This is a genomic window from Pseudomonas sp. FP2335, from assembly GCF_030687535.1.
Classification (GTDB): domain Bacteria; phylum Pseudomonadota; class Gammaproteobacteria; order Pseudomonadales; family Pseudomonadaceae; genus Aquipseudomonas.
Genome location: NZ_CP117437.1, coordinates 1,009,228 through 1,034,251, shown reverse-complemented (window position 1 = coordinate 1,034,251; position 25,024 = coordinate 1,009,228). Strand labels below are relative to the sequence as shown.

Sequence of the window (25,024 nt, the reverse complement as noted above, 5' to 3'; positions counted from 1 at the left end):
TGTAGGACTCGATAACCAGGCAGAGCCTCGCAATCCATTCAATTGATTTTATAGCGACGACGTAACCCACGCAGGCCAAAGCTGATCCAGGGCCACAGCAGCGCACTGACCAGCGCCGGCAATACCAACGCGAGCGTCGGCTGGCGGTTGCCCGTCAGGGCACTGAGCCATAGCTGCACCAACTGCGCCAGGCCGAAGATCACCAGGATCACCAGGCACTGCTGCCACATCGGAAACATGCGCAAACGCTGCTGCAACGACAGCACCAGGAACGTGATCAGCGTCAGGATCAGCGCGTTCTGGCCCAGCAAGGTGCCATACAGCACGTCTTCCGCCAAGCCCAGGAACAGCGCGGTGACCATGCCGATCTTGTGCGGCAGGTTCAGCGACCAGAAGGCCAGCAGCAATGCCAGCCAGAGCGGACGCAGGATTTCCATGAATTGCGGCAACGGAGAAACGCTGAGCAGCAAGCCGACCGCGAAGGTCAACCAGACGATCCAGCCATTGCGCGAATGAGTACCGGCCATTATTCCTCCCTCTGCCGCGTGGTTGCCGGGGCCGTTGCCGCTGGACGGGCAGCCGGCGTTGCAGCAGGCGGTTTGGTCGCAGGCGTGGCAGTCGCGGGCGCCGAAGCAGGTGGTTTGGTGGCCGCCGGCTTGACCGCGTGCGCGTTGTGCGCAGCTGGCTTGACCGGCGTTGCGACCGGCGCCGCGGCAGCGGGAGCGGCCGCAGGTGTGGCCGATGGCGCAGCGGCAGGCTTGGGCACCGTCGCAGGGACGATCGGCGTGGTGCCGTTCTGCTTGTCTTCGGCTTCCTGGGCTTGGGCGGCATCGTTGGCGCGCTCTTCCGGGGTGCGGTTGTCGCTGAACACCAGCAGCAGATAGCGGCTGCGGTTCAAGGCGGCAGTCGGCACGGCACGGACGATGGCGAATGGCTGGCCGGAGTCGTGGATCACTTCCTTGACCGTCGCCACCGGATAACCCGCCGGGAACCGTTGACCCAGGCCGGAGCTGACCAACAGGTCGCCTTCCTTGATGTCGGCGGTATCGGCCACATGACGCAATTCCAGGCGTTCCGGGTTGCCGGTGCCGCTGGCAATCGCACGCAGGCCGTTGCGGTTGACCTGCACCGGAATGCTATGGGTCGTGTCCGTCAGCAACAGTACGCGCGAGGTGTAGGGCATCAACTCGACCACCTGGCCCATCAAGCCACGGGCATCGAGCACCGGTTGGCCGAGGACCACACCGTCGCGCTCACCTTTGTTGATGATGATGCGATGGGTGAAGGGGTTGGGGTCCATGCCGATCAACTCGGCGACTTCGACCTTCTCGTTGACCAGCGCGGAAGAGTTGAGCAACTCGCGCAGCCGAACGTTCTGCTCGGTGAGGGCCGCCAGCTTTTGCATGCGCCCCTGCAGCAGCAGGTTTTCAGTCTTGAGTTTTTCGTTCTCGGCGACCAGCTCGGTGCGGCTGCCGAATTGGCTGGCCACGCCCTGGAACAGCCGTTGCGGTAGGTCGGTGATCCAGTAAGTCTGCATCAACACCAGCGACATCTGGCTGCGCACGGGCTTGAGCAGTGCGAAACGGGCATCGACCACCATCAGCGCGACCGAAAGCACGACCAGCACCAACAAGCGCACGCCCAATGAGGGGCCTTTGGCGAAAAGCGGTTTAATAGGCCGCTCCTCCCAGGCAAATGTTCTCTTTACTCATACGGCATCTAACCGGCCTGGATGCAGGTTGAAGAAGATAAACGCCAACAGGCAGCACTGCAAAGTGCTGCCTGTTGGCGACGCATGAACCGACCAACGAAGCTTATTCGCTGGAGAGCAGGTCCATGGTGTGTTTATCCATCATTTCCAGTGCACGACCACCGCCACGGGCAACGCAGGTCAGCGGGTCTTCGGCAACGATCACCGGCAGGCCGGTTTCCTGGGCCAGCAACTTGTCCAGGTCGCGCAGCAAGGCGCCACCGCCGGTCAGCACCAGGCCACGCTCGGCGATGTCGGAAGCCAGTTCCGGCGGCGATTGCTCCAGGGCGCTCTTCACAGCCTGAACGATGGTGGCCAGGGACTCTTGCAGAGCTTCCAGCACTTCATTGGAGTTCAGGGTGAAGGCACGTGGAACACCTTCGGCCAGGTTGCGACCGCGAACATCGACTTCGCGCACTTCGCCGCCCGGGTAGGCGGTGCCGATTTCCTGCTTGATGCGCTCTGCGGTGGATTCACCGATCAGGCTGCCGTAGTTACGGCGCACATAGGTGATGATCGCTTCATCGAAGCGGTCGCCGCCGACGCGGACGGATTCGGCATACACCACACCGTTCAGGGAGATCAGGGCGATTTCGGTAGTACCACCACCGATATCCACCACCATCGAACCGCGGGCTTCTTCAACCGGCAGGCCGGCACCGATCGCAGCGGCCATTGGCTCTTCGATCAGGAAGACTTCGCGAGCACCAGCACCAAGGGCCGATTCACGGATGGCACGACGCTCCACCTGGGTGGACTTGCACGGAACGCAGATCAGCACACGCGGGCTGGGCTGCAGGAAACTGTTTTCGTGAACCTTGTTGATGAAGTACTGCAGCATCTTCTCGCAGACGCTGAAGTCGGCGATCACGCCGTCTTTCATCGGACGGATGGCGGCAATATTGCCTGGTGTACGGCCGAGCATGCGCTTGGCCTCGGTGCCGACGGCAACGACACTTTTCTGATTACCATGGGTCCGAATGGCCACAACCGATGGCTCATTCAGAACGATACCGCGCTCGCGCACGTAAATAAGGGTGTTGGCAGTGCCCAGGTCAATGGAAAGATCGCTGGAAAACATGCCACGCAGTTTCTTGAACATGGGGAAAGGACCCTAGGCAACGCGTGGGTAAAAAAGTGCGGCAAACTCTAACAACGACAGGGATTTTGGGCAAGGCGCCAATGTGCTAAATTGGCCGACTTTCTACGCACCAACCCCCACAATCGCGGCCATATGACCGTAGAAATGCGGTAGTGTTCCGACAATCTAACACACGGACGCCTTTCCACTGGAGAATCCCATGGCGCTTGAACGCTCCGACGTGGAAAAAATCGCTCACCTGGCCCACCTGGACCTGGTTGAAAGCGAAATTCCACAAACCACCGCAGCCCTGAACAGCATTCTCGGGCTGGTTGACCAAATGCAGGCCGTGAATACCGACGGCATCGAGCCCCTGGCTCACCCACTGGAAGCCAGCCAGCGCCTGCGCGCAGACGTCGTGACCGAACGCAATAATCGCGAGGCCTACCAGTCCATCGCACCAGCGGTCGAAAACGGCCTGTATCTGGTTCCGAAAGTCATCGACTAAAGGGAAAGAGCCTTTCATGCATCACATGACTCTGGCCGAGATCGCCCGCGGTCTCGCCGACAAAAAGTTTTCTTCCGAAGAGCTGACCAGGACCCTGCTGGCGCGTATCGCCGCACTGGACCCGCAGGTCAACAGCTTCATCAGCCTCACCGAAGAGCTGGCCCTGAGCCAGGCCAAGGCCGCCGACGCACGTCGCGCCAACGGTGAGAATGGCGCACTGCTGGGCGCTCCAATCGCCCACAAGGACTTGTTCTGCACCCAGGGTATTCGCACCAGCTGCGGCTCGAAGATGCTCGACAACTTCAAAGCGCCCTATGACGCCACCGTGGTGTCCAAGCTGGCTGCCGCCGGGGCCGTGACCCTGGGCAAGACCAACATGGATGAATTCGCCATGGGTTCGGCCAACGAATCGAGCTACTACGGCGCGGTGAAAAACCCGTGGAACCTGGAGCACGTGCCCGGCGGCTCGTCCGGCGGTTCGGCTGCAGCCGTTGCCGCGCGCTTCCTGCCGGCGGCCACCGCCACCGACACCGGCGGTTCGATCCGCCAGCCAGCGGCGTTCACCAACCTCACCGGCCTGAAGCCGACCTACGGTCGCGTTTCCCGCTGGGGCATGATCGCCTACGCCTCCAGCCTCGATCAGGGCGGCCCGTTGGCACGCACTGCCGAAGACTGCGCGATTTTGTTACAAGGCATGGCCGGGTTCGATCAACAGGACTCCACCAGCATCGATGAGCCAGTGCCGGACTACAGCGCCAGCCTCAACACGTCGATCAAGGGCCTGCGCATCGGCGTGCCGAAGGAGTACTTCAGCGCCGGTCTCGACCCACGCATCGCCGAACTGGTGCACAACAGCGTCAAGGAGCTGGAAAAGCTCGGTGCGGTGATCAAGGAAATCAGCCTGCCGAACAATCAGCACGCGATCCCTGCCTACTATGTGATCGCCCCGGCTGAAGCCTCTTCCAACCTGTCGCGTTTCGACGGCGTGCGCTTCGGCTATCGCTGCGAAAACCCGAAAGACCTGACCGACCTGTACAAACGCTCCCGTGGCGAAGGCTTCGGTGCCGAAGTACAACGCCGCATCATGGTCGGTGCCTACGCCCTGTCGGCCGGCTACTACGACGCGTACTACCTCAAGGCGCAAAAGATCCGTCGCCTGGTGAAGAACGACTTCATGGCTGCCTTTAATGAAGTCGACGTGATCCTCGGCCCCACCACGCCGAACCCGGCCTGGAAGCTCGGCGCCAAAAATGGCGACCCGGTGGCTGCGTACCTCGAAGACTTGTACACCATCACCGCCAACCTCGCGGGCCTGCCGGGCTTGTCCATGCCTGCCGGTTTCGTCGATGGCCTGCCGGTGGGCGTGCAATTGCTCGCCCCGTATTTCCAGGAAGGCCGCCTGCTCAATGTGGCGCACCAGTACCAGTTGCACACCGACTGGCACACCCGCACCCCTACCGGCTTCTGAGGAGAACACTATGCAATGGGAAGTCGTGATCGGGCTGGAGATTCATACCCAGCTCGCCACCCAATCGAAGATTTTCTCCGGTAGCGCCACCACGTTCGGCTCCGAGCCCAACACCCAGGCCAGCCTGGTCGACCTGGGCATGCCCGGTGTCTTGCCGGTGCTGAACCAGGAAGCGGTGCGCATGGCGGTGATGTTCGGCCTGGCGATTGACGCCGAGATCGGCCAGCACAACGTGTTCGCGCGCAAGAACTACTTCTACCCGGACCTGCCCAAGGGCTACCAGATCAGCCAGATGGAACTGCCGATTGTCGGCAAGGGCCACCTGGACATCCCTCTGGAAGACGGCACCATCAAGCGCGTCGGCGTGACCCGTGCGCACCTGGAAGAAGATGCCGGCAAGAGCCTGCACGAAGAATTCCCGGGCGCCACCGGCATCGACCTGAACCGTGCCGGTACGCCGCTGCTGGAGATCGTTTCCGAACCGGACATGCGCAGCGCCAAGGAAGCCGTGGCCTACGTCAAGACCATCCACGCACTGGTGCGCTACCTGGGCATCTGCGACGGCAACATGGCAGAAGGTTCGCTGCGTTGCGACTGCAACGTGTCGATCCGTCCAAAGGGCCAGGTCGAGTTCGGCACCCGCTGCGAGATCAAGAACGTCAACTCGTTCCGCTTCATCGAGAAAGCGATCAACAGTGAAGTGCGTCGCCAGATCGAGCTGATCGAAGACGGCGGCAAGGTCATCCAGCAGACCCGCCTGTACGACCCGAACAAAGACGAAACCCGCGCCATGCGCAGCAAGGAGGAAGCCAACGACTACCGTTACTTCCCCGATCCGGACCTGTTGCCGGTGGTCATCGAGGACGCGTTCCTCAATGACGTACGCGCCACCCTGCCGGAATTGCCGCAGCAGAAACGCGAGCGCTTCCAGGCGCAGTTCGGCCTGTCGGTCTACGATGCCAGCGTGCTGGCCTCCAGCCGTGAGCAAGCCAACTACTTCGAAAAAGTCGTGAGCATTGCCGGTGACGCCAAGCTGGCGGCCAACTGGGTGATGGTCGAGCTGGGCAGCCTGTTGAACAAGCAGGGCCTGGAAATCGACGAAGCCCCGGTCACTGCCGAGCAGTTGGGCGGCATGCTGCTGCGCATCAAGGACAACACCATCTCCGGCAAGATCGCCAAGACCGTGTTCGAAGCCATGGCCAGCGGTGAAGGCAGCGCCGACGAGATCATCGAGAACCGCGGCCTCAAGCAAGTCACCGACAGCGGCGCGATCTCGGCCGTGCTGGACGAAATGCTCGCGGCCAACGCCGAGCAGGTCGAACAGTACCGTGCGGCAGACGAAGCCAAGCGCGGCAAGATGTTCGGCTTCTTTGTGGGCCAGGCAATGAAAGCCTCCAAAGGCAAGGCCAACCCGCAACAGGTGAACGAATTGCTCAAAAGCAAGCTCGAAGGCTGATAGCGACGAATGGTCCGAGCGAGATCCCATGCTCAACTCGGACCCTTTGTGGGAGCGGGCTTGCTCGCGAAGGTGGTTGATCAGTGAAGGAATACTTGGCTGACACACCGCCTTCGCGAGCAAGCCCGCTCCCACATTTGATAAGGGGGTATCCTTGAAAATGCAGCGTCTATTTGCCCTTCTGGCCCTGTTCTCGCTGTTGGCCGGCTGCGCCAGCGGCGTCATCAACCCCAACGGCTACGACGAAACCGGCACCGCCTCCTATTACGGCGCCAAGCACCACGGCAAAAAGACCGCCAGCGGTGAACCCTTCAACCAGAACGCCCTGACCGCCGCCCACCGGCAACTGCCGTTCGGCACCCAGGTCAAGGTCACCAACTTGAACAACGACAAATCCGTGGTGGTGCGCATCAATGATCGCGGCCCGCATACCCGTGGGCGCTTGATCGATCTTTCACGCAAGGCCGCCGAGCAGTTGGGCATGATCAGCAGCGGGACCGCACGCGTGCGGGTACAAGCCCTTGGCAACTGAGGAGCCCTGGCCATTTTCGGATTACTGACAGCCCTCTCCCCCTGGAGCCTGCTCGAACTAGTCGGCGGCCTGCTGCTGCTGATCACCGGCGCCGAAATCCTGGTGCGCGCGGCGGTGCGCCTGGCTGCCAGCCTCAAGGTGCGGCCACTGATCATCGGCCTGACGATCGTCGCCTTCGGCAGCAGCGCGCCGCAGATGAGCGTCAGCCTGCAAGCCACCCTGGCAGGCAACACCGACATCGCGGTGGGCAGCGTGATCGGCAGCAGCATCTTCAATATCCTCGTCACCCTGGGCCTGTCGGCGCTGATCATCCCGCTGCGGGTCTCGCGCCAGCTGGTACGCCTGGACATCCCGGTGATGATTCTCGCCGCGCTGCTGGTGTTCACGCTGGCGGCCAATGAAGCACTCACACCGGCCGATGGCCTGTTGTTGCTGAGCGCGCTGATCGCCTACCTCGGCGTGCTGCACTACCAGACCCGCCACTCTCGCCGCCCACGCACCCTGGACACCGTGGCCCGCGCGCCCTGGCTGAGCAGCGTGCTGTTGATAGTCGGTGGGCTGCTGATCCTGCTGCTTGCCGGCCACCTGCTGCTCGCTGGGGCGGTGGATGTAGCGGCGGACCTGGGCTTGTCGGAGCGCATCATCGGCCTGACGCTGATCGGCGTCGGCACCTCCCTGCCGTGCCTGGCGACCTCGCTGATCGCCGCCCTGCGCGGCCAGCGGGAAATCGCCGTGGGCAACGTGATCGGCAGCAACCTGTTCAACCTGCTGGGTGTGCTGGGGTTCACCGCCCTGGTGGCGCCCACGCCGCTGTCGGTATCGCCCAATGCCTTGGATTTCGACCTGCCGGTGATGCTCGCCGCCGCGGCGCTGTGCCTGCCGGTGTTCTACAGCGGCTACCGCGTAACCCGCGCCGAAGGCCTGGTGCTGCTGGGCCTGTACCTGGCGTATGGGCTGCATGTGATGTCGTTCACCACTGGCATGCCGCTGGCCACCAAGCTTGAACACCTGATGCTGTATTACGTCCTGCCAGTGCTGGTGGCATTCCTGTTGTTCAGCACGCTGCGAGCCTGGCGCCGTCAACACAAGAGGGAATCGCAATGACCGATCAGAAGAAGTCCGGGGTTGAAATGCGTCGCCAGGTCATGGGCGACGTGTTCGTCGACCGCGCCTTGGGCAACGCCACCGAATTCACACAACCGTTGCAGGATTTCGTCAATGAACATGCATGGGGCGGTGTGTGGAATCGCGAAGGCTTGCCGCTGAAGACCCGCAGCCTGATCACTCTCGCCGCCCTCACCGCGCTCAAGTGCCCGCAGGAACTCAAGGGGCACGTACGGGGTGCGTTGAACAATGGCTGTACGGTGGAAGAGATTCGCGAGGCACTGCTGCATTGCGCGGTGTATGCGGGTGTACCGGCGGCGATCGATGCGTTCAGGGCGGCGCAGGAAGTGATTGAGGCGTATCAGGCCGATCAGCAGTGACGGCTAGCTAGCATTCGCGGGCAAGCCCGCTCCCCCAGTTGGCCAAGCTTCAACCTGAGAACGCGGCCGGATGTGGGAGCGGGCTTGCTCGCGAATGGCCCCCACAAAATTCAGATCCACCCACCCGCCTGCAACACGAAAATCCCGATATTCGTGGTCACCGCCGCCATCAGCGTGGTGATCACGATAATCGCCGCCGCCAGCTCGTGATTGCCCTCCGCTGCCCTGGCCATCACAAAACTGGCCGCGGCCGTCGGCGCGCCGAAATACAGGAACAGAATCCCCAACTCCGGACCCCGGAAACCCAACAGCCAGGCGCCCAGCGTGGCCACCAGCGGCAACCCGATCATCTTCACCAGGCTCGCGCTCAAGGCCATGCTCCCGCTTTTACGCAGCGCCGCCAGCGACAGGGTGCCACCGATGCAGATCAGTGCCAGCGGCAAGGTCATGTCTGCCAGATAGCGGCCGGAAGACTCCAACCAACCCGGCAGGCCAATCTGGAACACCGCGAACGGCGTGGCCACGATCACGCTGATGATCAACGGGTTGGCCACCACACTCTTGCAGATGCTCCATGGGTCGGACTTGATCACCGGGCTGTACACCGCCAGCACAATGGTCGACAGCGTGTTGTAGAACAGGATCACCAGCGCGGCGAGGATCGCGCCGAGGGAGATACCGTAATCGCCGTACATGCTGGCCGCCAACGCCAGGCCAATCACCCCGTTGTTGCCGCGAAAGGCGCCCTGGGTATAGATGCCGCGGTCTTCACGCGGGCAGCGAAACAGCGCCCAGCCCCAGGCCAGGGCAAAGCTGAGCAGCGTGGCGACGGCGAAATAGATCAGCAAACCCGGCTTGAGTGCCGAGTGCAGGTCGGCATGCAGGATGCCAAGAAACAGCAGCGCCGGCATGGTGACGTTGAACACCAGGGACGACGCCGTGTGGATAAAGTTGTCGTTGATCCAGTCGATGCGCTTGAGCAGCACACCGAGAAACAGCATGGCAAACACCGGCGCGGTGATGGACAGGGTGGTGAGGAAAATTGCCAGCATGCCGGGGAGAACCTTGGTGAGCGTCGTTAGGTGGCTAATGATAAGCCATGCAGCCCACTTCGTCCCGGCAACGCTGATCATATGTGGGAGCTGGCTTGCCGGCTCCCACAAGGTCCGCGGCGGTCTCAGGTAATGGGTGCTGGGTTGAACAAGGTGATGTCGTTATGCAGCTTGTGATGCTCAGCCCACGTTTGCTTCTTGCCGCTGGCCACGTCCAGATAGAAGTGAAACAACTCCCAACCCAGCTCCTCGATGCTCGCCCGCCCAGTTGCAATACGCCCAGCGTCGATATCGATCAGGTCCGGCCAGCGCTGCGCCAACTCCGTGCGCGTCGACACCTTCACCACCGGCGCCATCGCCAGCCCGTAAGGCGTGCCACGCCCTGTGGTGAACACATGCAGGTTCATCCCCGCCGCCAACTGCAAGGTGCCGCAAACAAAGTCACTGGCCGGCGTCGCGCAAAAAATCAGGCCCTTGCCCTTGAAGCGCTCGCCCGGACCCAGCACGCCATTGATCGCGCTACTGCCGGATTTGACGATCGAACCCAGGGACTTTTCGACAATATTCGACAACCCGCCCTTCTTGTTGCCCGGCGTGGTATTGGCACTGCGATCGGCCTCGCCCTTGGCCAGGTAGCGGTCGTACCAGTCCATTTCCCGGACCAGTTCCTCGGCGACTTCCTTGCTCTCGGCGCGCGAAGTCAGCAGGTAGATGGCATCGCGGACTTCAGTCACTTCGGAAAACATCACCGTCGCCCCGGCCCGCAGCAACAAATCCGAGGCATAACCCAGCGCCGGGTTGGCGGTGATCCCGGAAAACGCATCGCTGCCCCCGCACTGCATGCCCAGGATCAGTTCCGAGGCTGGCACGGTTTCGCGGCGGCGTTGATCGAGTTTCTTCAAGCGCGTCTCAGCCAGGGCCATGATCTGCTCGATCATCTCGGTAAAGCCATGGCTGGAATCCTGGAGCCGATACAACCACGGCTCGCTCAAATCGACCGAGCTGTCGTTGTCGTGCATCACCTGCCCGGCCTGCAATTTCTCACAGCCCAGGCTGATCACCAGGGCTTCACCCCCCAGGTTCGGGTTGCGGGCCAGGTTACGCACGGTGCGGATCGGGATGTAGGCATCCGTCGCGGTAATGGCCACGCCACACCCGTAACTGTGGGTCAGCGCCACCACGTCATCGACATGGGGGTACTTGGGCAGCAACTCGTCCTTGATGCGCTTGACCGCATGGTCCAGCACCCCGGTAACGCACTGCACCGTGGTGGTGATACCGAGGATATTGCGCGTACCGACGGTGCCGTCGGCGTTGCGATACCCTTCGAAGGTGAAACCCTCCAACGGTGCCTGAGTTTCAGGCACCTCGGTGGCCAGTGGCAGGCTGTCCAACGGTGGCGCGGTGGGCATGCGCAGTTGATCTTCCTGGACCCAACTGCCACGGGGAATCGGCGCCAAGGCGTAACCGATGGTCTGGCCGTAGCGAATAATCTGACCGCCCTCGGGAATATCTTCCAGGGTCACCTTGTGGCTCTGGGGGATGAAATCCACGGTCACCAGGCCGTCCGGGAACTCGGTCCCGGCCGGTACGCCCTGGTCATTGACCACGATCACCACGTTGTCGCGCTCGTGCAAACGGATGGAGCGCGGCGAGTCGGCATGTTCAATCAACTGCATTACATCGCCCCTCAGGAATGCGCTTGGGAAAGATTGGTCAGCTCAGGGCCCTTGCTCGGCGGCTCCTTGAGCACTACGCGCTTGATCGGGCCGACGATGACCAGGTAACTGAACACCGCCACCAGCGCGTTGGCGCCGACAAACACCAGGGCCCATTTGAACGATCCAGTGGTGCTGATGATGTAGCCGATGACAATCGGCGTGGTGATCGACGCGAGGTTACCGAAGGTGTTGAACAAGCCGCCACTAAGGCCGGCGATCTGTTTCGGCGAGGTGTCGGACACCACCGCCCAACCCAGTGCGCCAACGCCTTTGCCAAAGAAGGCCAACGCCATGAAGCCCACCACCATCCATTCAATATCCACGTAGTTGCACGCCACGATGCTGCTGGAGATCAGCAGGCCACCAATGATCGGCGCCTTGCGGGCGAAGGTCAGGGAATGGCCCTTGCGCAGCAGGTAGTCGGAAATCACCCCACCCAGCACACCACCGATAAACCCGCAGATCGCCGGCAACGAGGCGATGAAACCGGCCTTGAGGATAGTCATGCCACGGTCCTGCACCAGGTACACCGGGAACCAGGTCAGGAAGAAATACGTGATGCCGTTGATGCAGTACTGGCCCAGGTACACACCGAGCATCATGCGATTGGTCAGCAACTGACGGATGTAATCCCACTTCGGCCCGTCGGTTTTCTTACCTTTGCCCTTGTCCTGGTCCATATCGACCATCGCGCCATTGGCGGCGATGTGATTGAACTCGGCTTCGTTGATCAGCGGATGCTGGCGCGGGCTGTGGATAACTTTCAGCCAGATCAGCGAGAACAGGATGCCAATCACCCCCATCACGATAAACACGTGCTGCCAACCGAAGCTGTAGACGATCCAGCCCATCAACGGCGCGAACAACACCGTGGCGAAGTACTGCGCCGAGTTGAAAATCGCCGAGGCCGTGCCGCGCTCCGCCGTAGGAAACCACGCCGCCACAATACGGGCATTTCCGGGGAACGACGGCGCTTCGGCCAGGCCCACCATAAAGCGCAGCATAAACAGCGCGACCACGGCGGTGGAGACACCGAACTCACCCACATAGCCTTGCAGCACAGTGAACAGTGACCAGGTGAAGATGCTCAGGGCATAGACTTTTTTCGAGCCGAACCGGTCCAGCAGCCAGCCGCCAGGAATTTGCCCGGCCACGTAGGCCCAACCGAATGCAGAGAAGATGTAACCGAGGGTGACCGCGTCGATGCCGAGGTCTTTTTGCAGGCTGGAGCCCGCGATAGCGATGGTGGCCCGGTCGGCGTAGTTGATCGTGGTCACCAGAAAAAGCATGAGCAATATCAAATAGCGGACGTGGGTCGGCTTGGTCGCTTGCATGTAGAAGTACTCCCACTAATTATTTTTTTTGCGGGTAATGGTCTGGTTGTCTCTGAGGACCGCTTTTATGTGGGAGCCGGGCTTGCCCGCGATACAGGCACCTCGGTGTGTCAGGCACACACCGGTGATGCTATCGCAGGCAAGCCAGCTCCCACAGGAACCGGTGCCAACAGGTAGTGCGTGTTACGAACCGATGTAGCTGGTTTTTACGACGGTGTAGAACTCTTGCGCATAGCGACCTTGCTCACGCGAACCATAGGATGAGCCCTTACGGCCACCGAATGGAACGTGATAGTCCACACCGGCAGTCGGCAGGTTGACCATCACCATCCCGGCCTGGGAATGACGCTTGAAGTGGTTGGCGTACTTGAGCGAGGTGGTGGCGATACCCGCCGACAGGCCGAACTCGGTGTCGTTGGCCATGGCCAGCGCCGCCTCGTAATCGGCTACGCGCACCACGTTGGCCACCGGGCCGAAAATCTCTTCACGGCTGATGCGCATCGCGGCTTCGCTGTCGGCAAACAGCGTCGGCGCGAGGAAGTAACCCTCGGTGTCGCACGTCACCAGGCCGCCACCGCTGACCAGCCGCGCGCCTTCGCTTTGGCCGATGTCGATGTACTCCAAGTCCTGGTCCAACTGGGCCTGGGAAACCACCGGGCCGATGTCGGTCCCGCTTTTGAGGGCGTGGCCGACTTTGATCGACTTCATGCGTTCAGCCATGGCCGCGACGAATTGGTCGTGGATACCGGCGGTGACGATCAGGCGACTGGAGGCCGTGCAGCGTTGGCCGGTGGAGTAGAACGCGCTTTGCACCGCCAACTCGACGGCCTGCTTGAGGTCGGCGTCGTCGAGAATGATCTGCGGATTCTTGCCGCCCATTTCCAACTGCACCTTGGCCTGGCGCGACACACAACTGACCGCGATCTGGCGCCCGACACCCACGGAGCCGGTAAAGCTGATGCCATCGACTTTCGGGCTGTTGACCAATACGTCGCCGACCACACGGCCGCTGCCCATCACCAGGTTGAACACGCCGGCGGGGAAACCGGCGCGGGAGATGATGTCCGCCAGGGCCCAGGCACAGCCCGGCACCAATTCAGCGGGCTTGATCACTACGCAGTTGCCGTAGGCCAGGGCCGGGGCGATCTTCCACGCAGGGATGGCGATCGGGAAGTTCCACGGGGTGATCAGGCCGACTACGCCGAGGGCTTCGCGGGTCACTTCAACATTGACGCCCGGGCGCACCGACGGCACGTAGTCACCGGACAAACGCAGGCATTCACCGGCGAAGAATTTGAAGATGTTGCCGGCACGGGTCACCTCGCCAATGGCTTCGGGCAGGGTCTTGCCCTCTTCTCGGGCCAGCAGCGTGCCGAGCTCTTCGCGGCGGGCGAGGATTTCACTGCCGACTTTATCCAGGGCATCGTGGCGCGCCTGAATCCCCGAGGTGGACCACGCCGGAAAGGCGGCGCGTGCCGCATCGATGGCGGCGTTGACTTGGCTGACATCGGCCTTGGCGTATTCGCCAATCACATCGGACAAGTCCGACGGGTTGAGGTTGACGCAATAGTCGGCACCGGCCACCCATTGGCCGTTGATGTAGTTTTCAAAACGCTGGGCTTGGGACACGAATCTTCTCCTGACGCAAAAGGCCGCTGATCTCTCAGCGGCCTTGTAGATAAGTTATTGCGCGCCTTGCTTGTCGATCAGCGCGGCCAGGGCTTCATATTCTTCCGGCAACAGGTCGGTCAGCGGGGTGCGCACCGGGCCTGCGTCGTAGCCGGCGATCCTGGCGCCAGCCTTGACGATGCTCACGGCATACCCGGCCTTGCGGTTACGGATGTCCAGGTAAGGCAGGAAGAAGTCGTCGATGATCTTGGAGACCGTGGCGTGATCGTCCTTGGCAATCGCGTGGTAGAAGTCCATCGCGGTTTTCGGGATGAAGTTGAACACCGCCGAGGAGTACACCGGCACGCCCAGGGCCTTGTAGGCAGCGGCGTAAACCTCTGCAGTCGGCAAGCCGCCGAGGTAGCTGAAACGATCACCGAGGCGACGGCGGATCGAGACCATCAACTCAATGTCGCCCAGGCCGTCTTTGTAGCCGATCAGGTTCGGGCAGCGTTCGGCCAGGCGTTCCAGCAGTGGTGCGGTCAGGCGGCAGACGTTGCGGTTGTACACCACCACACCGATTTTTACCGATTTGCACACGGCTTCAACGTGGGCGGCAACCCCGTCCTGGCTGGCTTCGGTGAGGTAGTGCGGCAGCAGCAACAGGCCTTTGGCGCCGAGACGTTCGGCTTCCTGGGCGTACTCGATGGCCTGGCGGGTCGAACCACCGACACCGGCAAGAATCGGCACGCTGGTGGCGCAGGTATCAACCGCGGTCTTCACCACTTGGGAATATTCGCTGGCGGCGAGGGAAAAAAACTCACCGGTGCCGCCGGCAGCGAAAAGCGCCGTGGCGCCGTAAGGGGCCAGCCACTCCAGACGTTTGATGTAACCCGCCTGGTGGAAATCACCCTGGGCGTTGAAATCGGTCACGGGAAAAGACAGCAGGCCGTGGGAGAGGATGGACTTCAGTTCTTGTGGATTCATTATTCGAACACCCTGGGCAAAGACTTTCTGGCGAAAGGTTGTTGTTGGTTTTGATGATGTCGTACGTCATCGTACAACTATAAAAAGATTCGTCAACTGCAATTCGTCGACGTTGATCCACGAGTGGGTGTTCTGCATCTGCGCTTGACGTAGGAAAGTATTCCTCTATGCTTGCGATAACTGTATATACATACAGTTATTAAGGAAGATTCCTACGACATAGCAAGGAGCTAACATGTCAGGTCTTGAACTCGCAGCACCCGTAAAAAACCCTCCTGTCCTGCGCTTCGAAGGCGGCGAACACACTGCCATCGGCGACGATACCCTGTTGCGTTTCGCCAAGGACGCTGCGGCCATCCCAGCCCGACAAGTGCAGTTGCACCTGCCCAACGGGCTGGCACTGACCTACGGCCAGATGATTGCGTTGGGCGGTGATTTCTATGGCATCCCGGGCCAGCCCATCAGCGATGGCGCCTCCCCTGCCGAACGCGTGCAACGCTTCACGGCCGCGTTCAACTCGCTGGCGGTGTTGCCGGCCTCGCGAGAGGAAGCAGGCAAGATCCTCGCGGTGATGCAAAAGGAGATCAATGCGGTCAACCAGGCGATCAGGGACGGCAAGCAAGCCCATGAAGCCTACGACGCACTCGGTGATACGTTGTCCGAAGAGTGGAACCGCATCACCGGCGGCGGCAGCGTGGTTTCGGCCCTGGTGCCATTGGGGCGTTATTTGAAGTTGGCGGCCGACAATGCCGACCACTTCGGCGAGTGGGCGTTGTCGGCGTATCTGGCAGGGCACACGGCGGCCTTGCAGCAGGCGGTGGTGGCGCATCAGACCGGCACCGACCAGGCACTGGAACTGGCCTACGCCATGAACAGTTTTGCCGATCACTTTTTGACCGACCTGTTTTCCGCCGGGCACTTGCGCGTTCCACGCAAACAGCTGGCCGCCGTGGTCACGCCGGGTGAGCTGGGTTCGCTGATCAGCCGCTTTATGCACGACGAAGACAGCAAGTTCGGGCTCAAGGTGCGCAATGCGCTGGGGGATCAATGGCACGCGTATGGGGACAAACGCTACTTCGACGCCATCGATGCGGACAATCGGACGCAAGTCAAACGTGCGGTGCAGGCCTCAGCCGATGAAGTCTTCGAAACGTTTATCAGCGGCGTGGCGCCCTCCCCGGCCAATTTCAAGGCGCCGTTGTATGTGCCCGACTTGAACGCCGTACAGAACCCGGCGAACAACTTTTCGCCACTGTTCAAGATGGAGGGTAACAAGGTGCTGCGCCGCAAGGACGTGAATGACCTGAACGACAAGCACTGGACGGATGATTGGTGGGGGTGGAGTACGTATCTGTTGCTCAAGGACTACAAGCCCAACCAACCGGCCAGTTAAGTAAACACGCCATCCGAGACACTGGAGATCAAAATGTGGGAGCGGGCTTGCTCGCGAAGGCGGTGTGTCAGTCTGCACATGCATTAACTTAAAGGACGCATTCGCGAGCAAGCCCGCCCCCACACTTGGATTGCTTTACACCCGGCACAACTCGGTTGCCTGCTTTAACCGCGCTGCGCTTCTGCCTCTTCGTGGGCATGGCGCAGTCGCTCACGGCTGTTGGTCAGGTGCAAGCGCATCGCCGCACGTGCCGCATCCGAATCCTTACGGGCAATCGCCTCGTAGATCTCTTCGTGCTCACGACTCAGGCGCCCCATGTAGTGCTGCTGGTCATCATGGGCCAGGCGTGCCGAATTCAGCCGCGTGCGCGGAATAATGCTGGTGCCCAGATGGGTCATGATGTCGGTGAAGTAGCGGTTGCCGGTGGACAGGGCAATTTCCAGGTGGAAAGCGAAGTCGGAGGCCACCGCGTCGCCGGCGTGGGCCGCGCTTTCATTCAGGGCATCGAGGGCTGCGCGCATGGTCGCCAGTTGCGCGTCGGTGCGGCGCAGGGCGGCCAGGCCGGCAGACTCGACTTCCAGGCTGATCCGCAGCTCGAGGATCGCCAGCACATCACGCAGGGTCACGACGGTGGCCGGGTCGATACGGAAACCGCTAGGGCTTGGGGTATCCAGCACAAAGGTGCCGATCCCGTGGCGGGTTTCGACTTGTCCGGCGGCCTGCAAGCGCGAGATCGCTTCACGTACCACGGTGCGACTGACGCCATGGGCTTCCATGATCGCCGACTCGGTGGGCAGCTTGTCGCCACGCTTGAGTTCGCCGTCGCGGATCTGCTCGGACAACACCGTGACCAATTCCTGGGCAAGGCTGCGGCGCTTGCGGGGGAGACGCGGGGCGGTGTTGGCGTTTTCCATGATGAATCATCTTTCTCGGTGAGCTTGAGGGAGCATCATAGCCCATGGCGGTTGTACGATCACCGTCCAGGCACGACTTTCATCTATATCCCGAGCGCAAAAAAAATGCCCCGGCACAAGCCGAGGCATCTTTCATGGCTGGCCCGAAGGCGGCAGCCGTTTACTTCACCACTTTCAAACTCGGCCGGCCGCTTGGGCGCGGTGGCTCGGTATCCGGTGGCAGATCATCGCCGTCTTCGCTGTCGATCGATTCGTCATCCTCGAAAGGCGACTCCAGATCAAACACCATGCCTTGGCCATTTTCCCGGGCATAGATGCCGAGGATGGCGCCAATCGGCACGAACAGCGTATGCGGCACACCGCCGAAACGCCCTTCGAAGCTCACCGCCTCGTTGTCCATGTGCAGGTGGCGCACGGCACTGGGCGATACGTTCAACACAATCTGTCCGTCACTGGCAAAACCCTGCGGAACCTGAACCGCAGGAAATTCGGAATTGACCAGCATGTGCGGGGTGCAATCGTTGTCCACAATCCACTCATAGAGCGCGCGGACCAAGTAGGGTCGACTGGAGTTCATCAGCGGCTCCTTAAGCCTTAGCGCATATCGCGTTCGACACCAGACAGACTCGCCTGGAAAGCCTCACGCGCAAACTGGCGCTCCATATAATCAAGCAGCGGCTTGGCCGGCCGCGGCAGTTCAATACCAAGAATCGGCAAACGCCAGAGTATCGGTAATAGGCAGCAATCGACCAAACTTTGTTCCTCACTGAGGAAAAAAGGTTTATCGGCGAACAACGGCGAAACGCCGGTCAGGCTTTCGCGCAATTCCTTACGCGCTTGCGTGCGAACAGCTTCTTTTGTGCGCGAATCCAGAATCACGTCCACCAGCCCGCACCAGTCACGCTGGATCCGATGGATCAGCAGGCGGCTGTTGGCACGTGCCACCGGGTACACCGGCAGTAAAGGCGGATGCGGGTAACGCTCATCCAGGTATTCCATCACTACGGTCGACTCCCACAACGCCAGGTCACGATCGACCAGGGTGGGCAAGCTGCCGTACGGGTTCACTTCGATCAGTTTCGGCGGATGACGGCCCGCCTCCACACTGATGATCTCGGCGCTGACACCCTTCTCGGCGAGCACGATACGCACTCGGTGGGAATAGTGGTCGGCGGGGTCGGAGTAACAGGCCAACCGATTGGTCACGCCCATGGCGGTCCTCCTCGCTTGTTGAAATTATCGAAAGCTCAAAAACGAGCGCGCCCAGAGAGCATCTCTGTAACAACCTGTTGAACCGGGTCGCTACGTATTCAGAGATGCCGCTGGGCGCGCAAGATTAACAGCAATTGCTTACGGTTGGATCAATGCACATCCTTCCAGTATTCGCGTTTGAGCAGATAGGCGAATACGAAGAAGAAGGCCAGGTACAGCAACACATACGTACCGATGCGCTGGTGCTGCAGTTTGACCGGGTTGGCCGAGTAGGCCAGGAAGGTCACGAGGTTTTTTACTTTCTCGTCGAACTGCTCTTCATTCAGCGCTCCGGTCTTGGGCACGATGGTCAGTTGATCGCACGCTTCGTGAGTCAAAGGCGTGCCAGTCAACGGGTCATATTGCTTCTTACCGTTTTCAACGACCTGAACCTGCTTGCATCCTACCACTTGGCGACCCTGCAGGCCGACCAGAACGTTCGGCATGCCGACGTTCGGGAAGACTTTGTTGTTCACGCCGTATGGGCGCGACGGGTCTTCATAGAACGACTTGAGGTAGCCGTAGAGCCAATCGGTGCCACGTACACGGGCGACCAGGGTCAGGTCGGGCGGTGCCGCACCGAACCAGGTCTTGGCGTCAGCCGGCTGCATGCCGATGCTCATGTGGTCGCCGATCTTGGCGCCGCTGAACACCGCGTGACTGAGCATCACGTCATGGGGGATACCCAAGTCATCGGCGACACGCTCGTAACGCTGGAACTTGGCGCTGTGGCAGCCCATGCAGTAGTTGGTAAAGGTGCGCAGACCATCCTGCATGGCGGCCTTGTCGGACACGTCGATGTCGACCTTTTCCAGCTCAGGGCCACCGTGCTCGGCAGCGAAGGACAGCAGCGGCAGGGCCGCAAGCATCAATGCAACGAATAATTTTTTCATCAGCCAGTCACCCTTTCCGGAACCGGTTTGGTCTTCTCTAGCCGGGTATAGAACGGCATCAGAATGAAGTAGGCGAAATACAGGAAGGTGCAGACCTGCGACAGCAACGTACGCTCAGGGGTTGGCGCCAACACGCCGAGGACACCCAGGATCACGAAGGCAATGCAGAACACCCACAGCCAGATTTTGCTCAGCCAACCCTTGTAGCGCATGGACTTGACCGGGCTGCGGTCGAGCCAAGGCAATACGAACAGCACCGCGATGGCCGCTCCCATGGCGATCACGCCCATGAGTTTGTCGGGGATCGCACGCAAAATTGCGTAGAACGGCGTGAAGTACCAGACCGGGGCAATGTGCTCAGGGGTCTTGAAGGCGTTGGCCTGTTCGAAGTTAGGCTTCTCGAGGAAATAGCCGCCCATCTCCGGGAAGAAGAACACGATCGAGCAGAACACGAACAAGAACACCACTACGCCGACAATGTCTTTCACGGTGTAGTAAGGGTGGAACGGAATGCCATCCAGCGGGATGCCGTTCTCGTCCTTGTGCTTCTTGATGTCCACACCGTCCGGGTTGTTCGAACCCACTTCGTGCAGTGCCAGGATGTGCAACACCACCAGGCCCAGGATCACGATCGGCAAGGCCACCACGTGCAAGGCGAAGAAGCGGTTCAGGGTGATCCCCGAGATCAGGTAGTCACCACGGATCCACTGGGTCAGGTCGTTGCCGATCACCGGGATCGCACCAAACAACGAGATGATCACCTGGGCGCCCCAGTACGACATCTGGCCCCAAGGCAGCAGGTAGCCCATGAAGGCTTCCGCCATCAGCGCCAGGTAGATCAGCATGCCGAACACCCATACCAGTTCGCGAGGCTTCTGGTACGAGCCGTAGAGCAAGCCGCGGAACATGTGCAGGTAGACGACGATAAAGAACGCCGACGCGCCAGTGGAGTGCAGCAGGCGCAGGATCGAGCCGTACTCGACGTCACGCATGATGTATTCGACGGAGGCGAACGCTTCTTCAGCCGACGGCGTGTAGCTCATCGTCAGCCAGACCCCGGTGACGATCTGGTTGACCAACACCAGCAGCGCCAGGGAACCGAAGAAGTAGAAGAAGTTGAAGTTCTTTGGTGCGTAATATTTGCTGAGATGGTCTTCCCACATTTTAGTGGCGGGGAAGCGCGCATCCACCCAATCCATGAACTTGCTCATCACGCGTTCTCCTTATCGAGGCCAATGACAATGAGGTCGTCAGTTTCGTAAGTATGCGGAGGCACGGGCAGGTTCAAAGGCGCGGGCTGAGACTTGTAGACGCGACCGGCGAGGTCGTAGTGCGAGCCGTGGCAGGGGCAGAAATAACCGCCAACCCAGTCTTTGCCCAGGTCGACCGGGGCGACTTCCGGGCGGAACGTCGGCGAGCATCCAAGGTGAGTACAAAGACCGACCAACAGCAGAATCTCTGGCTTGATCGAACGCGCTTCGTTTTTGGCGTAGGCGGGTTGGTCGGACTTCTCGGATTTCGGGTCAGACAACTGGCCTTCGATCTTCTTGAGATTGCCCAGGATTTCCTCAGTACGACGAACAATGAAGACCGGCTGGCCGCGCCACTCAGCAATCATCTGCTGACCTGGTTCGATCTTGCTGATATTCACCTTCACCGGTGCACCTGCGGCTTTCGCCTTGGCACTGGGAAACCATGACCCCACGAACGGGACCGCAGCCCCCACCGCTCCTGCAGCACCCACCACGGATGTGGCTGCTACCAAGAAGCGACGCCGGCCTGCATTCACGCCGTCATTGCTCATTCAGTCCTCTCCCATCAGCTTTTTGGCCTGTTAAATCAGGCGTCTACTAAGTGTTGAATCTTTGCTTATAAAAATTTTGCCGAATGGTAATGAAAAGCCCCACGTATGACAAGGGAATTGCCCGGGGCTCAGCCTCCAGGCCCTGTAGTATAGGGGGTCTACGGATGTGGCAAGTTGTCACGCACAAATTTGTGCATAAATCGCAGGCAATAAAAAACGCCCAGCTCCGTAAGGAGGCTGGGCGCTTTTGTGGAACGTAAAGCGAATTAACGCTTCGAGTACTGCGGACGCTTACGCGCTTTACGCAGACCGACTTTCTTACGTTCAACTTCACGAGCATCGCGAGTCACGAAGCCAGCTTTGCGCAGAGCGCCACGCAAGGTTTCGTCGTACTGCATCAGAGCGCGAGTGATACCGTGGCGGATTGCGCCAGCTTGACCACTTACACCGCCACCGATAACGGTGACGTAGATGTCGAACTTTTCAACGGTCTCGGTCAGTTCCAGCGGCTGACGAACTACCATGCGGGCAGTTTCGCGGCCGAAGAAGTTGTCCAGGGAGCGGTTGTTGATCGAGATGTTACCAGTGCCCGGACGCAGGAAAACGCGTGCGGTTGCGGTTTTGCGACGGCCAGTGCCGTAATTTTGAGTCGCCGACATAATGAACTATTCCGTTAAAACTTCAGTTCTTGGGGCTGCTGAGCAGCATGAGGGTGTACAGCGCCCGCATAGACTTTCAGCTTGCGAAACATATCGCGACCCAGTGGGCCCTTAGGCAGCATACCTTTGACCGCGATTTCGATCGGGGCTTCAGGCTTCTTGGAGATCAGGCCTTCGAAGTTCGAAGACTTGATGCCACCTGGGAAACCGGAGTGACGGTAGTACATTTTGTCTTGAGCTTTGTTGCCGGTAACACGTACCTGCTCAGCGTTGATGATCACGATGTAGTCACCGGTATCAACGTGAGGGGTGTATTCAGGCTTGTGCTTGCCACGCAGACGGCTAGCGACTTCAGTGGCCAGACGACCCAGAGTCTGACCAGCGGCGTCGACGACAAACCAGTCGCGCTGAACTGTTTCCGGTTTTGCAGTATAAGTAGACATTCTTTAATAGCCTCAGGGGCCGCCCTGTAAATTAGACGGCGGATCTTACTGAATAGTGCGTACTTTGACAAGTCAAAGGCAGCCGGATACAGACGCTATCGGGGGCTCGGGTCGGCGCGTCCGTTCAACGGCAAGATTCTTCGGCAGGCGGCGCATCACTTCCACTGCAGAAAGAGGTGGGCAATTATGCAGATTGCGAAAAAAAATTCAACCTGCTTTTATGATTGTTTTCCCTGAAGGAGTACCCGATGGATTATCGACAGCTGGGCCGTACGGATCTGAACGTGAGCGCGATAGCCTTGGGCACCATGACCTGGGGCGAGCAGAACAGCGAAGCAGAGGCCTTCGCCCAGATCGAACGGGCCAAGGCCGCGGGGATCAACTTCCTCGACACAGCGGAAATGTACCCGGTGCCGCCCAAGGCCGACACCTATGCCACCACCGAGCGCTACATCGGTAATTACTTCAAAAGCCGTGGCGATCGTGCCGACTGGATCCTCGCCAGCAAGATCGCCGGCCCCGGCAACACCATCGACTACATCCGCGACGGCCACCTGCGCCACAACCGCAAGCACATCGCCGCCGCCCTGGACGCCAGCCTCAAGCGCTTGCAGACCGACTGGATCGACCTCTACCAACTGCACTGGCCGGAACGCAGCACCAACTTCTTCGGCCAACTGAGCTACAAGCACAAGGACGAAGACGACCTCACCCCGCTGGAGGAAACCCTCGAAGCGCTGGACGAACAGGTCAAGGCCGGCAAGATCCGCCACATCGGCCTGTCCAACGAAACCCCGTGGGGCACCATGAAATTCCTCGCCCTGGCCGAAGCCCGTGGCTGGAGCCGCGCGGTATCGATCCAGAACCCCTACAACCTGCTCAACCGCAGCTTTGAAGTGGGCCTGGCGGAAGTCGCGATTCGCGAGCAATGCGGCCTGCTGGCCTACTCGCCCCTGGCGTTCGGCATGCTCAGTGGCAAATACGAAAATGGCGCACGCCCGGCCAAGGCGCGGCTGACCGAATACAGCCGCTTCAGCCGCTACTTCAACCCGCAGTCGGAAGCGGCGTGCAGCCGTTATGTAGCGCTGGCCCGAGAACATGGTCTGGACCCGGCGCAGATGGCGTTGGCATTTGTGACCCAGCAGCCGTTTGTGACCAGCAACATCATTGGCGCCACGTCGCTTCAGCAACTGGATAGCAACATTGCCAGTGCCGATCTGAAACTGTCCAAAGAGGTGTTGGAGGGGATTGAGGCGATTCAGAAGGATCATCCGAACCCTGCGCCTTGATTGATCTGTAGACCGCCATCACAGGCAAGCTCCTACATTTTGACGGGTGAACACCGTCAAATGTGGGAGCTGGCTTGCCTGCGATGAGGCCCTCAAACACACCGCATCACTCAAAGCGCCCGCGCAATGATCTCCTTCATGATCTCATTGGTCCCCGCATAAATCCGCTGCACCCGCGCATCCGCCCAGGCCCGCGCAATCGGGTATTCCCACATAAAGCCGTAGCCACCGTGCAACTGCACGCACTCATCGAGCACCTTGCATTGCAGGTCCGTGGCCCAATACTTGGCCATTGCGGCAGTCGGCACGTCCAGCTTGCCCTCCAGATGCAACGCTATGCACTTGTCGACAAACACGCGGCCGATCTGAATCTCGGTGGCCATTTCCGCCAGCTTGAAGCGAGTGTTCTGAAAATCCGCAATCGCCTTGCCAAACGCCTTGCGCTCGCGGGTGTATTCCAGGGTCCATTGCAGTGCCGCCTCGGCCGATGACACGGCGCCGATTGCCACCGTCAAACGCTCCTGAGGCAACTCCTGCATCAGATACGCGAACCCCGCACCGGCCTGGCCCAGCAGGTTCTCCTTGGGCACGCGCACGTCCTGGAAGAACAGCTCCGAGGTGTCCTGGGCCTTCATGCCGACCTTCTCCAGGCGCTTGCCCTTGGCGAAGCCCGGTGTGTCGGCCTCCACCAGAAACAGGCTGGTGCCCTTGGCGCCCGCCTTGGGATCGGTCTTGGCCACCACGATCACCAACTCAGCCAGATAGCCGTTGGTGATAAAGGTCTTCGAACCGTTGATCACATATTCATCGCCATCCAGCACGGCGGTGGTCTTGACCCCTTGCAGGTCGGAACCGGCACCTGGCTCGGTCATGGCAATCGCCGTGACCATCTCACCGGAGATCAGTTTGGGCAGGTATTTGTGCTTCAACGCCTCGCTGCCGTAATGCAGGATGTACGGCGCGACAATGTCCGAATGCAGGGAAAAACCGATCCCGGTCAGCCCCAGCCGGGCAACCTCCTCGATCACCACCGCGCTGTACAGAAAGTCCGCACCCAACCCGCCGTATGCCTCCGGCAGGTGGGAACACAACATCCCCGCCTCCCCCGCCTTGCTCCACAAGGCTCGGTCGATATAGCCCTGCTTCTCCCATTGCCCATGGAACGGCACCGCGTCTTTTTCGAGGAAGGTGCGCACGCTCTCGCGAAAGAGTTCGTGCTCCGGGCTGTACAAGGTTCTGGGAATCATGGGTCACCTGCGAGGATTGTCGGACAAAGACGAGCCCACAGAGACTATGCCGCGAAGGCAGCACGGGACACTGGACACATGCGACAAAAAATAAGACGATCCAGCCGTCTGGTGACCACTTTCCCCTATAAGAATAAATGAAATTATGTC

25 protein-coding genes are annotated in these 25,024 nt (G+C 60.3%); 8 read left to right on the top strand and 17 right to left on the bottom strand.

Features of this window, described 5'->3' with window-relative positions:
* Positions 1 to 38: 38 nt before the first annotated feature.
* The 3 genes from mreD to mreB form a co-directional block, all read right to left on the bottom strand.
* Positions 39 to 527 carry a rod shape-determining protein MreD gene (gene mreD, locus PSH81_RS04425; RefSeq protein WP_192297685.1) on the bottom strand — a complete coding sequence of 163 codons (489 nt, stop codon included), beginning with the start codon at positions 525 to 527 and terminating at the stop codon, positions 39 to 41.
* Positions 527 to 1,645 (bottom strand): rod shape-determining protein MreC, encoded by a 1,119-nt coding sequence (gene mreC, locus PSH81_RS04420; protein WP_225595289.1) that lies wholly within the window; start codon positions 1,643 to 1,645, stop codon positions 527 to 529. The genes mreD and mreC overlap by 1 nt, the downstream gene beginning before the upstream one ends.
* A gap of 169 nt (positions 1,646 to 1,814) precedes the next feature.
* The gene (gene mreB, locus PSH81_RS04415) at positions 1,815 to 2,852 is read right to left on the bottom strand and encodes a rod shape-determining protein MreB (protein ID WP_002555108.1); all 1,038 of its coding nucleotides are present in this window, start codon (positions 2,850 to 2,852) and stop codon (positions 1,815 to 1,817) included.
* Positions 2,853 to 3,051: 199 nt separating this feature from the next.
* Here mreB and gatC point away from each other — a divergent pair, with 199 nt between their 5' ends.
* The 6 genes from gatC (at position 3,052) to PSH81_RS04385 (ending at position 8,279) form a co-directional block, all read left to right on the top strand.
* Positions 3,052 to 3,339: an Asp-tRNA(Asn)/Glu-tRNA(Gln) amidotransferase subunit GatC gene (gene gatC / locus PSH81_RS04410; RefSeq protein WP_192297686.1), complete on the top strand. Its 288-nt coding sequence runs from the start codon at positions 3,052 to 3,054 to the stop codon at positions 3,337 to 3,339.
* Between the two features lie 16 nt (positions 3,340 to 3,355).
* A complete protein-coding gene (gatA, locus tag PSH81_RS04405; RefSeq protein WP_192297687.1) occupies positions 3,356 to 4,807 on the top strand; it encodes an Asp-tRNA(Asn)/Glu-tRNA(Gln) amidotransferase subunit GatA in 1,452 nt (483 codons plus the stop codon).
* Between the two features lie 10 nt (positions 4,808 to 4,817).
* Positions 4,818 to 6,263, top strand: coding sequence for an Asp-tRNA(Asn)/Glu-tRNA(Gln) amidotransferase subunit GatB (gatB, locus tag PSH81_RS04400; RefSeq protein WP_226456475.1), 1,446 nt, complete (start codon positions 4,818 to 4,820; stop codon positions 6,261 to 6,263).
* 160 nt (positions 6,264 to 6,423) lie between these two features.
* Positions 6,424 to 6,795 carry a septal ring lytic transglycosylase RlpA family protein gene (locus PSH81_RS04395; RefSeq protein WP_192297689.1) on the top strand — a complete coding sequence of 124 codons (372 nt, stop codon included), beginning with the start codon at positions 6,424 to 6,426 and terminating at the stop codon, positions 6,793 to 6,795.
* Between the two features lie 24 nt (positions 6,796 to 6,819).
* On the top strand, positions 6,820 to 7,899 hold the full coding sequence (locus PSH81_RS04390) for a calcium/sodium antiporter (protein ID WP_192297836.1): 1,080 nt from the start codon (positions 6,820 to 6,822) through the stop codon (positions 7,897 to 7,899).
* Entirely contained in the window at positions 7,896 to 8,279 is a 384-nt protein-coding gene (locus PSH81_RS04385) for a carboxymuconolactone decarboxylase family protein (protein WP_124527480.1), read from the top strand. The genes PSH81_RS04390 and PSH81_RS04385 overlap by 4 nt, the downstream gene beginning before the upstream one ends.
* A 110-nt stretch (positions 8,280 to 8,389) precedes the next feature.
* Here the strand turns inward: PSH81_RS04385 and PSH81_RS04380 are convergent, their stop codons facing one another.
* The 5 genes from PSH81_RS04380 to kdgD form a co-directional block, all read right to left on the bottom strand.
* A complete protein-coding gene (locus PSH81_RS04380) occupies positions 8,390 to 9,331 on the bottom strand; it encodes an AEC family transporter (RefSeq protein ID WP_192297690.1) in 942 nt (313 codons plus the stop codon).
* Positions 9,332 to 9,456: 125 nt separating this feature from the next.
* Positions 9,457 to 11,010 carry a galactarate dehydratase gene (gene garD, locus PSH81_RS04375; RefSeq protein ID WP_305392073.1) on the bottom strand — a complete coding sequence of 518 codons (1,554 nt, stop codon included), beginning with the start codon at positions 11,008 to 11,010 and terminating at the stop codon, positions 9,457 to 9,459.
* Positions 11,011 to 11,021: 11 nt separating this feature from the next.
* Positions 11,022 to 12,386 (bottom strand): MFS transporter, encoded by a 1,365-nt coding sequence (locus PSH81_RS04370; RefSeq protein ID WP_192297692.1) that lies wholly within the window; start codon positions 12,384 to 12,386, stop codon positions 11,022 to 11,024.
* Between the two features lie 183 nt (positions 12,387 to 12,569).
* Positions 12,570 to 14,015: an aldehyde dehydrogenase family protein gene (locus PSH81_RS04365; protein WP_305392072.1), complete on the bottom strand. Its 1,446-nt coding sequence runs from the start codon at positions 14,013 to 14,015 to the stop codon at positions 12,570 to 12,572.
* Between the two features lie 54 nt (positions 14,016 to 14,069).
* Positions 14,070 to 14,981: a 5-dehydro-4-deoxyglucarate dehydratase gene (gene kdgD / locus PSH81_RS04360; protein WP_192297694.1), complete on the bottom strand. Its 912-nt coding sequence runs from the start codon at positions 14,979 to 14,981 to the stop codon at positions 14,070 to 14,072.
* A gap of 235 nt (positions 14,982 to 15,216) precedes the next feature.
* On the opposite strand from kdgD, the gene PSH81_RS04355 reads away from it, so the two are divergent.
* Positions 15,217 to 16,374, top strand: a complete 1,158-nt coding sequence (locus PSH81_RS04355) for a phospholipase (RefSeq protein WP_305392071.1) — start codon at positions 15,217 to 15,219, stop codon at positions 16,372 to 16,374.
* A 164-nt stretch (positions 16,375 to 16,538) separates the two neighbouring features.
* Here PSH81_RS04355 and PSH81_RS04350 read toward each other — a convergent pair whose 3' ends face one another.
* The 8 genes from PSH81_RS04350 to rplM all read right to left on the bottom strand — a co-directional run bounded on the left by PSH81_RS04350 (position 16,539) and on the right by rplM (position 22,338).
* Complete coding sequence (locus PSH81_RS04350; protein WP_226456478.1) at positions 16,539 to 17,288, bottom strand: FadR/GntR family transcriptional regulator; 750 nt, start codon at positions 17,286 to 17,288, stop codon at positions 16,539 to 16,541.
* Between the two features lie 160 nt (positions 17,289 to 17,448).
* Positions 17,449 to 17,865 (bottom strand): ClpXP protease specificity-enhancing factor, encoded by a 417-nt coding sequence (locus PSH81_RS04345; RefSeq protein ID WP_192297697.1) that lies wholly within the window; start codon positions 17,863 to 17,865, stop codon positions 17,449 to 17,451.
* Between the two features lie 17 nt (positions 17,866 to 17,882).
* Complete coding sequence (locus PSH81_RS04340; protein ID WP_192297698.1) at positions 17,883 to 18,500, bottom strand: glutathione S-transferase N-terminal domain-containing protein; 618 nt, start codon at positions 18,498 to 18,500, stop codon at positions 17,883 to 17,885.
* A 149-nt stretch (positions 18,501 to 18,649) separates the two neighbouring features.
* Positions 18,650 to 19,432 carry a cytochrome c1 gene (locus PSH81_RS04335; protein ID WP_192297699.1) on the bottom strand — a complete coding sequence of 261 codons (783 nt, stop codon included), beginning with the start codon at positions 19,430 to 19,432 and terminating at the stop codon, positions 18,650 to 18,652.
* Positions 19,432 to 20,643 carry a cytochrome bc complex cytochrome b subunit gene (locus PSH81_RS04330; protein ID WP_003171746.1) on the bottom strand — a complete coding sequence of 404 codons (1,212 nt, stop codon included), beginning with the start codon at positions 20,641 to 20,643 and terminating at the stop codon, positions 19,432 to 19,434. The genes PSH81_RS04335 and PSH81_RS04330 overlap by 1 nt, the downstream gene beginning before the upstream one ends.
* Positions 20,643 to 21,236: a ubiquinol-cytochrome c reductase iron-sulfur subunit gene (gene petA, locus PSH81_RS04325; protein WP_027604843.1), complete on the bottom strand. Its 594-nt coding sequence runs from the start codon at positions 21,234 to 21,236 to the stop codon at positions 20,643 to 20,645. The genes PSH81_RS04330 and petA overlap by 1 nt, the downstream gene beginning before the upstream one ends.
* Positions 21,237 to 21,502: 266 nt before the next feature.
* Positions 21,503 to 21,895, bottom strand: a complete 393-nt coding sequence (rpsI, locus tag PSH81_RS04320; protein ID WP_002555064.1) for a 30S ribosomal protein S9 — start codon at positions 21,893 to 21,895, stop codon at positions 21,503 to 21,505.
* Between the two features lie 14 nt (positions 21,896 to 21,909).
* Positions 21,910 to 22,338, bottom strand: coding sequence for a 50S ribosomal protein L13 (rplM, locus tag PSH81_RS04315; RefSeq protein WP_226456479.1), 429 nt, complete (start codon positions 22,336 to 22,338; stop codon positions 21,910 to 21,912).
* Positions 22,339 to 22,586: 248 nt separating this feature from the next.
* Between rplM and PSH81_RS04310 the strand changes: the two genes are divergently transcribed.
* Complete coding sequence (locus PSH81_RS04310) at positions 22,587 to 23,627, top strand: NADP(H)-dependent aldo-keto reductase (protein WP_192297701.1); 1,041 nt, start codon at positions 22,587 to 22,589, stop codon at positions 23,625 to 23,627.
* A 110-nt stretch (positions 23,628 to 23,737) separates the two neighbouring features.
* On the opposite strand, the gene PSH81_RS04305 is transcribed toward PSH81_RS04310, so the two are convergent.
* Complete coding sequence (locus PSH81_RS04305) at positions 23,738 to 24,874, bottom strand: acyl-CoA dehydrogenase family protein (RefSeq protein WP_226456480.1); 1,137 nt, start codon at positions 24,872 to 24,874, stop codon at positions 23,738 to 23,740.
* Positions 24,875 to 25,024: the final 150 nt, after the last annotated feature.

What these genes read in the sequence shown, in the direction of transcription:
- PSH81_RS04380 (WP_192297690.1), bottom strand. Translation starts at nt 9,331, where the DNA reads ATGCTGGCAATTTTCCTCACCACCCTGTCCATCACCGCGCCGGTGTTT.
- PSH81_RS04310 (WP_192297701.1), top strand. Translation starts at nt 22,587, where the DNA reads ATGGATTATCGACAGCTGGGCCGTACGGATCTGAACGTGAGCGCGATA.
- PSH81_RS04330 (WP_003171746.1), bottom strand. Translation starts at nt 20,643, where the DNA reads ATGAGCAAGTTCATGGATTGGGTGGATGCGCGCTTCCCCGCCACTAAA.
- PSH81_RS04350 (WP_226456478.1), bottom strand. Translation starts at nt 17,288, where the DNA reads ATGGAAAACGCCAACACCGCCCCGCGTCTCCCCCGCAAGCGCCGCAGC.
- petA (WP_027604843.1), bottom strand. Translation starts at nt 21,236, where the DNA reads ATGAGCAATGACGGCGTGAATGCAGGCCGGCGTCGCTTCTTGGTAGCA.
- kdgD (WP_192297694.1), bottom strand. Translation starts at nt 14,981, where the DNA reads ATGAATCCACAAGAACTGAAGTCCATCCTCTCCCACGGCCTGCTGTCT.
- garD (WP_305392073.1), bottom strand. Translation starts at nt 11,010, where the DNA reads ATGCAGTTGATTGAACATGCCGACTCGCCGCGCTCCATCCGTTTGCAC.
- mreD (WP_192297685.1), bottom strand. Translation starts at nt 527, where the DNA reads ATGGCCGGTACTCATTCGCGCAATGGCTGGATCGTCTGGTTGACCTTC.
- PSH81_RS04355 (WP_305392071.1), top strand. Translation starts at nt 15,217, where the DNA reads ATGTCAGGTCTTGAACTCGCAGCACCCGTAAAAAACCCTCCTGTCCTG.
- PSH81_RS04305 (WP_226456480.1), bottom strand. Translation starts at nt 24,874, where the DNA reads ATGATTCCCAGAACCTTGTACAGCCCGGAGCACGAACTCTTTCGCGAG.
- gatA (WP_192297687.1), top strand. Translation starts at nt 3,356, where the DNA reads ATGCATCACATGACTCTGGCCGAGATCGCCCGCGGTCTCGCCGACAAA.
- gatB (WP_226456475.1), top strand. Translation starts at nt 4,818, where the DNA reads ATGCAATGGGAAGTCGTGATCGGGCTGGAGATTCATACCCAGCTCGCC.
- PSH81_RS04385 (WP_124527480.1), top strand. Translation starts at nt 7,896, where the DNA reads ATGACCGATCAGAAGAAGTCCGGGGTTGAAATGCGTCGCCAGGTCATG.
- gatC (WP_192297686.1), top strand. Translation starts at nt 3,052, where the DNA reads ATGGCGCTTGAACGCTCCGACGTGGAAAAAATCGCTCACCTGGCCCAC.
- rplM (WP_226456479.1), bottom strand. Translation starts at nt 22,338, where the DNA reads ATGTCTACTTATACTGCAAAACCGGAAACAGTTCAGCGCGACTGGTTT.
- rpsI (WP_002555064.1), bottom strand. Translation starts at nt 21,895, where the DNA reads ATGTCGGCGACTCAAAATTACGGCACTGGCCGTCGCAAAACCGCAACC.
- PSH81_RS04335 (WP_192297699.1), bottom strand. Translation starts at nt 19,432, where the DNA reads ATGAAAAAATTATTCGTTGCATTGATGCTTGCGGCCCTGCCGCTGCTG.
- PSH81_RS04345 (WP_192297697.1), bottom strand. Translation starts at nt 17,865, where the DNA reads ATGAACTCCAGTCGACCCTACTTGGTCCGCGCGCTCTATGAGTGGATT.
- PSH81_RS04370 (WP_192297692.1), bottom strand. Translation starts at nt 12,386, where the DNA reads ATGCAAGCGACCAAGCCGACCCACGTCCGCTATTTGATATTGCTCATG.
- PSH81_RS04395 (WP_192297689.1), top strand. Translation starts at nt 6,424, where the DNA reads ATGCAGCGTCTATTTGCCCTTCTGGCCCTGTTCTCGCTGTTGGCCGGC.
- mreB (WP_002555108.1), bottom strand. Translation starts at nt 2,852, where the DNA reads ATGTTCAAGAAACTGCGTGGCATGTTTTCCAGCGATCTTTCCATTGAC.
- PSH81_RS04340 (WP_192297698.1), bottom strand. Translation starts at nt 18,500, where the DNA reads ATGGGCGTGACCAATCGGTTGGCCTGTTACTCCGACCCCGCCGACCAC.